Source organism: Acinetobacter sp. C13 (assembly GCF_016809775.1).
Classification (GTDB): domain Bacteria; phylum Pseudomonadota; class Gammaproteobacteria; order Pseudomonadales; family Moraxellaceae; genus Acinetobacter; species Acinetobacter pittii.
On the sequence record NZ_JAFBJL010000005.1, the window covers coordinates 32,090 to 44,380 of the forward strand.

The window sequence follows — 12,291 nt, forward strand, 5'->3', positions numbered from 1 at the left end:
TTTTATTTTGAGTAAATAAATGAAAATATTGCATATTGCGAATTTTGGCTTTAATAAACAAGGCGCCCATTTTTACTGCACAGACCGTAAAATTTCTGCCGGATTAATTGAAAATGGCCATTTCGTTTATGACTTTAGTTTTCGTGACATGGCTCGAATGGGAACCATTTTTAAAACAAAAAAACTGGGTGCCAGTTGGGCCAATAAAGAAGTACTAAAGGTCGTTAATAATATTGAACCTGATCTGGTACTTATTGGACATAGTGACTTAATGAGTCCAGATGTTCTCAGACAGATTAAAGAAGCTTATCCAAATACTAAAATTGCATTTTGGTATGTTGACCCGCTTTATCTTGAAAGCAAACTCGACTTTGTTAAAGCGTTCTCGCCGTACTTAGATGCTATTTTCTGTACAACCGGTGGTGAATATCTACAAAAATTAAAACAGCCGCATTTAAGCGTAGCCTATCTGCCAAATGTGGGTCACCGTAATGTAGAAACACTACAGCAATTTTCAAATGTGAATACGGATAAGACCTTTATTTTTTGTGGCGTAGTCTATAAAGAACCTGAGCGTGAGAAGTTCTTAAAGGACTTAGCTGATGCATTGCAACAAGGTCATGTGAACTATCAATATTATGGTTGTTTTGAGCAACCTGGTGTTTACGGTAAAGCGTATTATAAAGTTCTATCTGAAACAAAAATGGGACTCAATTACTCACGTCGTAATGATGTAACTTTGTATAGTTCTGATCGTATTGTACAACTGACTGGTAATGGTTTATTGACTTTTAGCCCAAGAATTCCGGGCTTTGAGAAGCTCTACACCGAGCAGGAAGTGGTTTACTTTGATGATCAGTTTGACTTGGCCAAGAAGATCCAATTCTTTGATCAAAACCCAGATCAGGCTGAAAAAATAGCGAAAGAGGGTTGGGAGAAAACACGTAGGTCTTTCAATGCTAAACGCATCACCCAATTTATGGTTGAAGTGACATTTAAGCAGCCCCTTTCAGAAGATTATGAATGGTCACATGAGGTTTATGCATGATGTGGTTTTTGTACGTTGCGGTAGGCCTATTAGTACTTGCTGCACTGTTATATGTGCTGGGTAATTATACATTCTGGCTTCCGTTTCGTTCGAACAAACTACCACGCATTGTGATGTTGCATCAGGTTACGCCTAAAGATGCAGCCTCTGGTATGAATATGCCTCCTGAAAAGTTTGAACAACTCTTAACGTTGTTGACGCGTAAAGGAGCTACTTTTTGTTTTGTCTCTGAGCTTGAACAATATCGTAATCAAAAGAATGTCGTTGCTTTAAGTTTTGATGATGGCTTTATGGATAATTATCTTTATGCCTATCCATTACTTAAAAAATATAATGCGAAAGCAACCATTTATTTGGCGACGCAAATTGAAGGAATCGAAAAGCTAACTCATGAGCAAATTCATGAAATGGCGAATTCTGGTTTGATAGAATTTGGTGCGCACACGCAACACCATGTGAACTTACTTAAGCTTGACGATCAAACCGCTTTTGATGAAATGCTTCAGTCTAAACGCGATGTTGAAGCATTAGTTGGGAAGTGCCCAAGCTTTGCCTATCCATTTGGTCGATTTAACGAAAAGCACCAGAAAATGGCCGAAGAGATTGGCTTTAAAAACGCTGTATCGACGCGTAAAAAAATCGAAGCCTATGAAGCTATTAATCAATTTAATATTCCACGTGTCAGCACGCATGGTGCCATGAATGCTTTACAGATGCGTATCGCCCTTGCTAAAGGACGTTATAAGTTATGAATAAAATTCCATGTAGTGTCTATATTGTCACTTTAAATTGTGGTGCTTGGTTAGAGCGAACTTTACAAAGTGTCAGTGAGTTTGATGAAGTTATTATTTTAGACTCTGGCAGTACTGATAATACTTATGAAATTGCAGAGCGCTTTGAAAATACGCAAATCTCTCACCAAGATTGGCAAGGTTATGCTGGGCAAAAAAGTTTGGCTTTAGCAAAATGCCGAAATGATTGGGTGCTCAACCTAGATGGTGATGAAGTCTTATCTAACGAGTTAAAACAAGAAATTGTTGAGACCATTCAGCAGAATAAACTTGATGCTTTAATCACACCGATTAATGACGTATTTTTAGGTGTTCCCAACAGCAAACATACTAAAAAACATGCAAAGGTGCGTTTTTTTCGTAAGTCTAAAGGGCATTACGACCTTGCCAATAAGGTCCATGAAAATGTGATTGTAGAAGGTGAATCTCAGCGTGCTCAACATGATATCTATCATTATGGCGAGTCGAGCATTTTCGTTAAAGTCGAAAAAAATAATCAATATTCCAATTTAAAAGCATTAGAGAAATACCAAAAAGGAAAGTCTCCAAGCGTTGCAAAATTGGTTTTGGTAATGCCTGTGACTTTTATGAAGTCTTATTTTATTCGCCGTAGCTTCTTAAATGGTTGGCGTGGTTTCGTAAATAGTATGATTAACGCATTTTATGCATTTCTAAAAGAAGCTAAGCTTTTTGAACAGACCATGAATAAAGATAAAAAATAAGTAGGCAAGCTATGAAAATTGTTCAGGTATTGGCAACGAGTGGTGGAGTGGGTGGATTAGAGCAGCACACTTTTAACCTTGTTAATGAGCTTGCTTTAAACCATGAAGTACATGTGATTGCACATCCTTGCTATGTAGACAAGTTTAGCCAACAAGTACATTTTCATGCTATCGATTTTGCCCGTAGTCGTTGGAATATTTTTTTACTTTGGCAACTTAAAAATCTTATCCAGCAAATTCAACCCGCTATTGTTCATGCACAAGCAGGAAAAGCGGCTGAGCTGATTGCCCGCATTAAGCCATTTTTATCTGGTCCAAAGTTTGTAACGACTGTTCATGGTACTAAAAAGAATAAGTCTGCTTATTTAGCAGGTGATGCAGTTATTGCGGTGAGCCAAGCACTAACGCAAGGTATTCCTGAGTCTAAAGCACACGTAGTTTATAACGGGGTATATCCTCAACCCGTACTTACAGTTGAAAATAAAGAAAAGTTACTTCAATCGATTCAAAAAGATTTTGCTGAACTAGACACAAGAAAAAAAGTTGTTATGTGTATTGGGCGTTTAGAACCAGTAAAAAATATCAGTTTATTGATTGAGTCGATGCAACAGATCGATGCCAATTTATGGATTATTGGTGACGGTTCACTTCGAGCAAGTTTAGAAAAACAAGTCAGCGAATTGAATATGCAAAATCGGGTCGCTTTTCTTGGGTTTAGAACTGATGCGCGTGATCTGGTGCAACTGGCTGATATTGTAGTTTTATCATCAGACCGTGAGGGTTTTCCACTCGTTATGGTCGAAGCTTTACAGGCCGATAAAGCAATGGCTTCAACCAAAGTGAACGGTGTGACCGAGTGGTTGCCAGAACAATATCTAGCCAAAATTGGAGATGCACAAAGTTTAGCAAAAGCGATTGAATATGCACTGCAACTTGAGGCTCAAAACGACTTTAGCCCTTTGTATGCAAAAGCCAAGGCTGAACTGACTGTACCAGCCATGGCTGAGCAGACGCTTAATATTTATAAAGGCCTGCTGAAAACTTAATTATTCTTCGGTGTAAGGCGGATGGCATCAAGTACTACGAAGTTATCTTCGACATTAATAGTATGGCAACCGTCATCTGCTTGATTCCAGTCTGGTAAAACTACTTCTAGTAATTTTTCTTCATAAGCTGTTGGGCTAAGCTGAGTAATTGCCTTTAATTCGATATTGCCGCCATAACGTTTTAAAGAATCTTGGCTTGGCCGAACCAGTTGCCCTTTATAAATAAAAGGTTTACCCGCCATACGGAACTGCTGACTGCCTCGGCACACTGGGTTCATTGGGTGCTCTTGCCAGTTCGGATTTAAAATATCTTCGGTAAAGAACAGGTCTAAACGGTCACCAAATTTCTTACAATCACGACGCGTTGAGGTAAAAAGATACCATAAGCCCTCATGGTAAAAAGGGGTGCTATCGACTGCTTCAATATTTTCAATAAGGTTGGAATGCTTTTCCCATTTCAGCGGAAACTCAGTACATTTCCAAAGTTCGATGGTTTTATTGGCTGATGTTTCTGGGACCATATACCAAGTGTTATCTATTTTAAATACGCAAGGGTATGAGAGGTGATAATCGAGTTTTAAAATGGTTTCAGGTGGTGTGTAAGTGCCATCCTTAAAGACTTCTAAAACCGAAAGAAAGCCTACCGGATGCTGGTCATCGACTTCTTCAAAAAAAATGAAATGACGCCCATTTTCATAAGCATAAAAGCTATCTGCAAAGGTAAACTTTCTAGGTGAGTGGATTTCAAATAGGTCTTTTAATTGGTCTTTATCATTTAGGGATTCACCCAGCCAACCAAAGCGGATATACCAATGTGGATCAAATTTTTTATTTTGCTGATTCTGCAGGTGTTTGTACCATTTTTTGAGAATTATACGAGAGATAGACATGATGAATTACTCAAATCAAAGGTTAAATAGTGGAGGTTATAGTTCTTCAAAGGCTTTAACCATTTCTGAGATATTTAAGCGTTGTATGTCTTGTGCTCGAATCTCGTAGGGATGCGTGACCACTTGATAAAGTCGTTGGGACAAAGCTTGCATATCATTTAAAGTCACTAGTCCTTGAATAAGTTCTCCAGAGGACAGTTGGTGCTCTACACCTTCACTACAATTATAAGCAACAACGGGTATATTTAAAATTAATGCTTCAGCAATCGTGAGTCCGAAACCTTCTGAGCGTGAAGTCAAAATTAGACTATTACTTTGCTGAATAAACTGATTAGGCTGAGTTTGCCAGCCTAAAAAATCAATACGGTTAGTCAATCCTAAGGTTTCAGTAAGGCGAATTAATTCATCTAATAAAGGTCCATCACCGACTATTGCCATACGACCGGTTAGACCACTTTCAGCAAAAGCTTTTATTGCGACATCTGGTTGTTTTTCTTCAGATAAACGTCCGACAAAAATTGTATTCCATTTTTTTATAATGACATTTTTATCATCTGGTAAGTTACTCTTGAGTCGTTTGACATTAATACCATTATGAATGACTTTTACTGTAGTCTCTTGAATATGCTGTTGAATAAGATTTTTAATATCTTGATTAACAACAATAAGTTGTTTCCCTTTAAACAAGTAATTACAGGATTTTTTACATTGCGTAAACTTCTTCAGTGCTTCTAAATACTTAAAGAAACCTAAATTTTGTTTTCGTACTAAACCTAATGTATCACCATGTACCCAAAACCAAACATTCCCTGTCAGAATCGGTGATAACCAAAAAGCATGTGAATGACCAGCAATAATAGTATCTGGTGCTAAGTCATTAATGATTTGTATTAGTTCAGCTTGTTGCTCTAAAGGAACACTTTTTAACTTATTTTTTTTGATACTACCTCGCATGAAAGCTGGTGTTATATCGAATTTGATTAGATTCAAGTCTTCAGGATAGATTGTGCGAATATTGTTTGAATCTAATAACAAGACTGTCACATTATGACCTTTTTCTTTAAGCGCGACAGCAGTATCAATACATATTTGTTCTGCACCGCCACCATATAAATGATCTTGAATAAAAAGGTATTTTTTCATATTAATCCTTGCTCTTATTATCGAACGACATATTTAAGCTATTATTATGTGCTGCGATAAAAGCAGAAAGACGAATAATTTTTTTAAATAAAAATAAAGAAATAATACGAGAAACGAGGTCATTACGAATCTTTCGATAATTTTTCTTAAACCGATTTGGTTTTTTCATAAAATTCTGGCGATCGGATGCAATCGAACTAGGAATTTCATCATCATGTTCAAAACAGAAATAAAATGGCACAGTAGTATGTTTTTGTAATAAATATTTCCAGTCATCAATATAGGTTAATCGCTTGATTTGTTTCTCAATAAATATACGAGCTTGTTCTCTAGTGAGGGAGTAGGCAAAAGTAGCGGTATATAGGTCTTTAGGGCCACTCATATTAAAATATAATTGATCTTGACTAGTATAACCTCGAATTCGGCGTCTAGAGGGTTGTGAATGACCACCTAAGAATGCAAAAGAGGGATTGGTTTCAATGAGAGAAATCAGTTTTTCATGAATTTGATTAAAATTAAAAATCACATCATCTTCGATAATAATGATGCGATCATATTGCATATAGTCTCCTTGAGCATGACGCTGCCATAGAATCATATGACTCAAGAAGCAACCGATTTCACTCGGACCTAAAGCATGATCACACAAGCCTGAAAATTGACGACGCATATCAATAAGGGAAAGATATTCAGGTGGAAGTTTTTTTCCATATATAGCTTCAAAAAATTGAAAATCAATTTGAATATCGGATACAACTTGTTTAAGGGATTGTATTTGATGAGTTATGTTGTCTTGTCTTGCTTTGCTATCTTTTAAAGACACGCATAAGATTAAGATTTTCTTCATATAGATATTCACAACATAATGATAGCAACTGCTATTCTATAAGTTTTGCCCTTGAAATTAAAAGACATAGCCAGTAAGGAAAATTTTGATTTTCTTTATTTAATGTCTGGTTACTGAGAATAATATTGATCTACATCGTTAATTTTAGTCATTGAGATACTTTGGCAATTGGATAGAAAAAAACAATAAAACGTCATAGAATACAGTCCTTAGCATTAATTAAATTTAATTTTTATAAATGTTAGGGGGAGTAAAGAATATATGAAGTTTTTACTCAAGTACGGTGAAGCATAATTGATAATTCAATATATTTTGTGGTATTCAAATGCTGTAACTTAAGTGGGTGCTATCTTTTATAAATTGCAATACCATGAGCTGCAAAAAAGAAAATAGAAGATTAAGCCACCAGTAAAATCATAATATCGGTTAAAACCAGTGGCGAGCCATGTTGTTAAGGTTGGTCCGCATTTCCTTTAAGTACCATATAAATTAGTGCAACAAAAATCAGTAAAGCACCAACCAAGCTACTTACACAGAAAAATAAAATACGTTGATTTGTAGTCATATTAAATAATTCATTTGCAAGAATATAGCGCATGAAAAACCATTGTGCGAGGGAGAATACAATCACGACTAAAGCATGTCGACGTACATCAGGGCGCATAGCCATAAAGCTGTCCTCTAAATTAAAAGCTCTTTATTATGCCACTGACCTGCTTATTCGCAAAGCATAGCTTAGATAAGTCGAATATATAGCTGAAATTTCCCAGTAAAAAAACCCTGCATAAGCAGGGTTTTTTAATTTGAAAATCTAAAAAATTATTTAGATTCTTCAGCTTTTGGCTTTTCACGTAAGCGGATGCCCAAGTCACGAAGCTGGTTTGCTTCAACAGGAGCAGGTGCTTGAGTAAGTGGACATTCAGCAGTCTTAGTTTTAGGGAATGCGATAACGTCACGAATTGAAGTCGCGCCAGTCATAAGCATAACTAAACGGTCAAGACCAAATGCCAAACCACCGTGAGGAGGAGCACCATAACGAAGCGCGTTAAGTAAGAAGCTGAATTTCTCTTCTGCTTCTTCATCAGAAATACCAAGCGCTTCAAAAATCGCTTTTTGCATTTCTAATGTGTAAATACGAAGTGAACCACCACCAACTTCAGTACCGTTCAATACCATGTCGTAAGCAACAGAAAGTGCTTCACCTGGATTGCTCTTCACGTCTTCTACGCTAGATTTAGGAAGCGTGAATGGGTGGTGAACAGAAGTCCATTTACCATCGTCAGTTTCTTCAAACATTGGGAAGTCAACAACCCAAAGTGGAGCCCACTCACAAGTTGAAAGGTTCAAGTCGTGACCAATCTTGACACGAAGCGCACCCATTGCATCATTTACAACTTTAGCTTTATCAGCACCGAAGAATACGATATCGCCATCTTGTGCGCCAACACGTTCCAACAGTTCAAGTACAATCGGTTCAATGAATTTCACGATTGGAGATTGAAGACCTTCAATTCCTTTAGCGAGTTCATTAACTTTAATATACGCTAAACCTTTAGCACCATAGATGCCAACGAATTTGGTGTATTCATCAATTGCACTACGTGGCAATGAAGCTGCACCTGGAACACGTAAGGCAACAATACGACCTTTAGGATCTTTTGCAGGTCCAGCGAATACTTTGAACTCTACTTCTTGCATTAAGTCTGCAACGTCAACGAGTTTCAACGGAATACGCAAATCTGGTTTATCAGATGCATAGTCACGCATTGCTTCGCTATATGGCATACGGCGGAATTTTTCAAATTTTACGCCAAGCAAGTCGTTAAATAGTTTAACAGTCATGCCTTCCATCAAATCCATGATTTCATCGTCGTTTAAGAACGATGTTTCAATGTCGATTTGAGTGAATTCTGGCTGACGGTCAGCACGTAAGTCTTCATCACGGAAACATTTCGCGATTTGGTAGTAACGATCAATACCACCAACCATCAATAATTGTTTAAACAATTGCGGTGATTGTGGAAGTGCATAGAAGCTACCATTTTGTACACGACTTGGTACTAAATAGTCACGTGCACCTTCAGGAGTTGCACGGGTTAAAATCGGAGTTTCAACGTCTAGGAAACCGTGATCGTCTAAATAATTACGGATCAAGTTAGTTACTTTAGAACGGAAACGTAAGCGATCTAACATTTCTGGACGACGGATGTCCAAGAAACGATATTTTAAACGGTGTTCTTCTGACACGTTAATGGTGTCATCATTTAACGGGAATGGCGGAGTTTCAGAAGCAGCAAGAACTTCGATTTCTTTGCCTAAAACTTCGATTTGACCACTCACCATATTTTGGTTTTCAGTACCTTCATAACGGCGACGAACACGACCTGTAATTTTTAATACATATTCAGAACGTGCTTTATCTGCTGTTGCAAATGCTTCTGGAGTATCTGGGTCAATAACCACTTGAACGAGACCATCACGGTCACGCATATCAAGGAAAATAACACCGCCATGGTCACGGCGACGATGTACCCAACCGCATAGTGTAACGGTCTGGTCGATTTGGGCTTCAGTTAAAGAGCCACAGTAATGAGTTCGCATCATGATGAAGATTATCCAAACTATATTGGCTGAAAGGACGGATGCGTAAACCGCGCACCGTCAAAAAAGTAAGTTTTCGATTATGCCTTGTTGGATGGTTTGTCACAAGAACTAGATCAAAAAACCGCAGAAATTAACCTGAAAATGAGCAATTTGGCAGCGATTTTAATTATTCATCCCATTCTTTGTTGTCGATCTAAAACCAAGAATAGTAAGCATCCTAAGCTAAAGGTACTTAACCAACCTTGCATAAATTCATTAATAGAGCGGCCCGTAAAATAATACGTATCGGCATACCAAACTTCATGAGGAATGTAGCGGGCATAATCCCAAAAAGAAAATAGGCCTAACACTGTAGATAAAATCAAAAGAAACCATGCAAAAAATTTAATTTTTTTACTTACTTTCCAGTGTTGTTTATAGCGCTGATAATAGTGAACACACATCCAAACAATAAAAGGTAAGGCAAGAGCAGAGGAGCCTAACTGTAAAAGACGATGTAAGGGATATGGGTGCCCTAAAAGATGAATATTTGTTGCTAATACATCTTTAAATACAAAGGTCCGAAAGTCTGAGTGTGTTAGACCATCCCAGATTAAATGTGTTGCAATTCCTAAAATAAGTGCGAGTAATGTTCCAACCAAAAATAAAAAAATACGTTTTAAAGAGTTGAGGTCAAGATCATGCTGAATGCCCAAAAAACGATAAATTACAGGCCGGTAAAGTAAATACCAAATAGCACAGAATAATAATCCTAATGCTAGATTTGGGTAGAAAAGTCCTTTCCATTGATGTGTCAACATCCCTGACTGCATTGTAAATAAGCGGTAAAGATCGGGTGTCATACTTCCAATTGCTAGAGCTGCAACTGGTAAAGTGTTTCGGCTAAGCTTTGAAAGAGGAGGAGCTATAACGGCATGAGAGATTGTAAAAGGCATTATAAAACAGAGATTACTCACATCATTTAATTGCCCAGTCTAACGAATCAGCCGATTGGAAATGTTTTTTATTGCAAAAAGACTGAAATGTTATAATATAACAAAACAAAAGGCGTAGCGATCAGAGAATCACCTCATGTTGTTCTATAAAAATATTTTGACCTTATCCATTTTAGCTGTCATATCCGTACCTTCGTTTGCAGCAGAAAGTGAAAATGTTGAAAAGCTAGAAACTATCCGAATTAAGGCTCATCCACTTGAGCAAACTTCACAAGATTTTGCTGTGGCAGATACTGTTGTTGATCAAAAGCATCTGTCGCAAGGCACTGCTACCATTGGGGATGCACTCAGTAGTGAAGTGGGAATTTACGCGAATCAGTTTGGGGCTGGTTCGAGTCGTCCAGTCATCCGTGGACAAGATGGACCACGCGTTAAAGTACTTCAAAATTCATCAGAAAATATTGATGTCTCGACGTTGTCTCCTGACCATGCTGTTACTGTAGATCCTGTGCTTGCGAAACAAGTCGAAGTAATTCGCGGCCCTTCAACTTTACTGTTTGGTGCGGGGACTGTCGGTGGTTTAGTCAACGTCATTGATAACAAGATCCCTACGCAAATGCCTGAAAATGGTTATGAAGGACAAGTTGGCTTACGTTACAACACTGGAAGTGATGAAAAACTGGCGAGCGCTGGCGTAACTGTTGGCTTGGGCAGCCAAGTTGCTTTACGTGTTGAGGGGTTAACTCGTGATGCGAATAATTATATTGCGCCCAATTATATTCATGAAGGTGAAAAAGAGCGCCGTGTAGACAATACTTTTGCGCAGGGTGACTCGGTTAATGTTGGTTTGTCTTGGATTTATGACCGTGGTTATACGGGTATTTCTTATAGCAACCGTCGTGATCAATATGGCTTACCGGGGCATAGCCATGAATACGAAAGTTGTAGCGCTCATCTAGGTGGAAGACCGCATTTGCATTGTGGAGACCATGAACATGAAGAGGGTGAAGAAGGTCACGATCATGAGCATGAAGAACATGAACACGAACATGGCGGCCCATGGATTGATTTAAAATCTGAGCGTTACGATTTTAAAACCGAGTTAAATGATCCATTTGCAGGCTTCCAAAAGTTACGTGCGCAAGCAAGCTATACTGACTATCAGCATGATGAAATTGAAGAGGGAACAATTGCGACCCGATTCCAAAACAAAGGCTATGATGGTCGTATTGAGTTAGTACATAACCCGATTGCAAGTTGGGAAGGCGTAATTGGCGCACAGTTAGGTCAACAGAAATTAGATTTAACTGGCGAAGAAGCATTTATGGCTCCGACCACTACCAAAAAGTGGAGCGTATTTGCTTTAGAACATAAACAATGGAAAGACGTACATTTTGAGCTTTCTGCCCGTGCAGATCAGCAAGAAATTGATGTAGACGACAACTCTAAACAGGATTTTGATGGTTCGGCATTCTCTTACGCAGGTGCTGCGAATTGGGAGTTTGCACCGAACTATAAACTTTCTTTTGTCGCTTCACATCAAGAGCGTTTGCCTTTAGCTCAAGAGTTATATGCAAATGGTGGACATTTTGCGACGAATACTTATGAGTTAGGAAATGATCAACTCAGTAAGGAAAAATCGAATAATGTTGAGTTAGGTTTGCATTTTGATAATGACAAACTTGATTATCATCTTCATGTGTACCATAACTGGTTTGATGACTACATCTATGCGCAAACCCTTGACCGTTATAAAGACTTCCGTTTAGTTCAATACACTCAAGATAAAGCTCGTTTCTATGGTGCTGAGGGTGAAATTGGTTATCAAATTACCCCAATGTACAAGATCAGTGCTTTTGGTGACTATGTACGCGGTAAAATTGATGCCGAGGGTAATGCTCCACGTATTCCAGCGGGACGTTTAGGTACTAAAGTTGATGCAGACTTTGGCGATGGTTTTAGTGGTTCTGCCGAGTACTATCATGTCTTTAACCAAGATAAGATCGCAGCTTACGAGACCGAAACTGAAGGCTATAACATGCTCAATCTTGGTGTGGCATATTCTGGACAATATGGTGCAAAAACAGATTATCGTGTTTATATGAAAGCAAATAACTTGTTAGATGACACGGTTTATCAACATGCTTCATTCTTATCAAATATTCCACAAGTTGGACGTAATTTTACTGTAGGTGTTGATTTTAGTTTCTAAGGCAACACGAAACTAAACTTGAAAAATCAATCCAAAAGACCTAATTTGAAACC

At 38.1% G+C, this 12,291-nt stretch carries 11 protein-coding genes; 5 read left to right on the top strand and 6 right to left on the bottom strand.

Translation table 11 applies throughout. The features are described 5' to 3' along the window. Nucleotides 1-19: 19 nt before the first annotated feature. The 4 genes from JGE69_RS14145 to JGE69_RS14160 are packed head-to-tail and all read left to right on the top strand — an operon-like array spanning nt 20 to nt 3,607. Nucleotides 20-1,048: a glycosyltransferase gene (locus JGE69_RS14145; protein ID WP_111856156.1), complete on the top strand. Its 1,029-nt coding sequence runs from the start codon at nt 20-22 to the stop codon at nt 1,046-1,048. After that, the gene (locus JGE69_RS14150; protein WP_199113838.1) at nt 1,045-1,800 is read left to right on the top strand and encodes a polysaccharide deacetylase family protein; all 756 of its coding nucleotides are present in this window, start codon (nt 1,045-1,047) and stop codon (nt 1,798-1,800) included. Before JGE69_RS14145 ends, JGE69_RS14150 begins: the two co-directional genes overlap by 4 nt. Further along, complete coding sequence (locus JGE69_RS14155; protein ID WP_199113839.1) at nt 1,797-2,561, top strand: glycosyltransferase family 2 protein; 765 nt, start codon at nt 1,797-1,799, stop codon at nt 2,559-2,561. Before JGE69_RS14150 ends, JGE69_RS14155 begins: the two co-directional genes overlap by 4 nt. Before the next feature lie 11 nt (nt 2,562-2,572). Then, nucleotides 2,573-3,607 carry a glycosyltransferase gene (locus tag JGE69_RS14160; RefSeq protein ID WP_199113841.1) on the top strand — a complete coding sequence of 345 codons (1,035 nt, stop codon included), beginning with the start codon at nt 2,573-2,575 and terminating at the stop codon, nt 3,605-3,607. On the opposite strand, the gene JGE69_RS14165 is transcribed toward JGE69_RS14160, so the two are convergent. The 6 genes from JGE69_RS14165 to JGE69_RS14190 all read right to left on the bottom strand — a co-directional run bounded on the left by JGE69_RS14165 (nt 3,604) and on the right by JGE69_RS14190 (nt 10,026). Beyond that, nucleotides 3,604-4,497, bottom strand: coding sequence for a hypothetical protein (locus JGE69_RS14165; RefSeq protein WP_199113843.1), 894 nt, complete (start codon nt 4,495-4,497; stop codon nt 3,604-3,606). The genes JGE69_RS14160 and JGE69_RS14165 overlap by 4 nt on opposite strands. Nucleotides 4,498-4,533: 36 nt before the next feature. After that, the gene (locus tag JGE69_RS14170) at nt 4,534-5,640 is read right to left on the bottom strand and encodes a glycosyltransferase (RefSeq protein WP_199113845.1); all 1,107 of its coding nucleotides are present in this window, start codon (nt 5,638-5,640) and stop codon (nt 4,534-4,536) included. A 1-nt stretch (nt 5,641) separates the two neighbouring features. Next, a complete protein-coding gene (locus tag JGE69_RS14175; RefSeq protein ID WP_199113847.1) occupies nt 5,642-6,487 on the bottom strand; it encodes a glycosyltransferase family 25 protein in 846 nt (281 codons plus the stop codon). Nucleotides 6,488-6,938: 451 nt separating this feature from the next. After that, entirely contained in the window at nt 6,939-7,157 is a 219-nt protein-coding gene (locus JGE69_RS14180; protein WP_063099595.1) for a hypothetical protein, read from the bottom strand. A 149-nt stretch (nt 7,158-7,306) separates the two neighbouring features. Next, a complete protein-coding gene (gene aspS / locus JGE69_RS14185; protein ID WP_005064200.1) occupies nt 7,307-9,091 on the bottom strand; it encodes an aspartate--tRNA ligase in 1,785 nt (594 codons plus the stop codon). 170 nt (nt 9,092-9,261) lie between these two features. Next, complete coding sequence (locus tag JGE69_RS14190) at nt 9,262-10,026, bottom strand: DUF4184 family protein (RefSeq protein WP_199113849.1); 765 nt, start codon at nt 10,024-10,026, stop codon at nt 9,262-9,264. A 136-nt stretch (nt 10,027-10,162) separates the two neighbouring features. Between JGE69_RS14190 and znuD the strand changes: the two genes are divergently transcribed. Continuing rightward, on the top strand, nt 10,163-12,238 hold the full coding sequence (gene znuD, locus JGE69_RS14195) for a zinc piracy TonB-dependent receptor ZnuD (protein WP_199113850.1): 2,076 nt from the start codon (nt 10,163-10,165) through the stop codon (nt 12,236-12,238). Nucleotides 12,239-12,291 lie beyond the last annotated feature (53 nt).

What these genes read in the sequence shown, in the direction of transcription:
- JGE69_RS14145 (WP_111856156.1), top strand. Translation starts at nt 20, where the DNA reads ATGAAAATATTGCATATTGCGAATTTTGGCTTTAATAAACAAGGCGCC.
- JGE69_RS14150 (WP_199113838.1), top strand. Translation starts at nt 1,045, where the DNA reads ATGATGTGGTTTTTGTACGTTGCGGTAGGCCTATTAGTACTTGCTGCA.
- JGE69_RS14155 (WP_199113839.1), top strand. Translation starts at nt 1,797, where the DNA reads ATGAATAAAATTCCATGTAGTGTCTATATTGTCACTTTAAATTGTGGT.
- JGE69_RS14160 (WP_199113841.1), top strand. Translation starts at nt 2,573, where the DNA reads ATGAAAATTGTTCAGGTATTGGCAACGAGTGGTGGAGTGGGTGGATTA.
- JGE69_RS14165 (WP_199113843.1), bottom strand. Translation starts at nt 4,497, where the DNA reads ATGTCTATCTCTCGTATAATTCTCAAAAAATGGTACAAACACCTGCAG.
- JGE69_RS14170 (WP_199113845.1), bottom strand. Translation starts at nt 5,640, where the DNA reads ATGAAAAAATACCTTTTTATTCAAGATCATTTATATGGTGGCGGTGCA.
- JGE69_RS14175 (WP_199113847.1), bottom strand. Translation starts at nt 6,487, where the DNA reads ATGAAGAAAATCTTAATCTTATGCGTGTCTTTAAAAGATAGCAAAGCA.
- JGE69_RS14180 (WP_063099595.1), bottom strand. Translation starts at nt 7,157, where the DNA reads ATGGCTATGCGCCCTGATGTACGTCGACATGCTTTAGTCGTGATTGTA.
- aspS (WP_005064200.1), bottom strand. Translation starts at nt 9,091, where the DNA reads ATGATGCGAACTCATTACTGTGGCTCTTTAACTGAAGCCCAAATCGAC.
- JGE69_RS14190 (WP_199113849.1), bottom strand. Translation starts at nt 10,026, where the DNA reads ATGCCTTTTACAATCTCTCATGCCGTTATAGCTCCTCCTCTTTCAAAG.
- znuD (WP_199113850.1), top strand. Translation starts at nt 10,163, where the DNA reads ATGTTGTTCTATAAAAATATTTTGACCTTATCCATTTTAGCTGTCATA.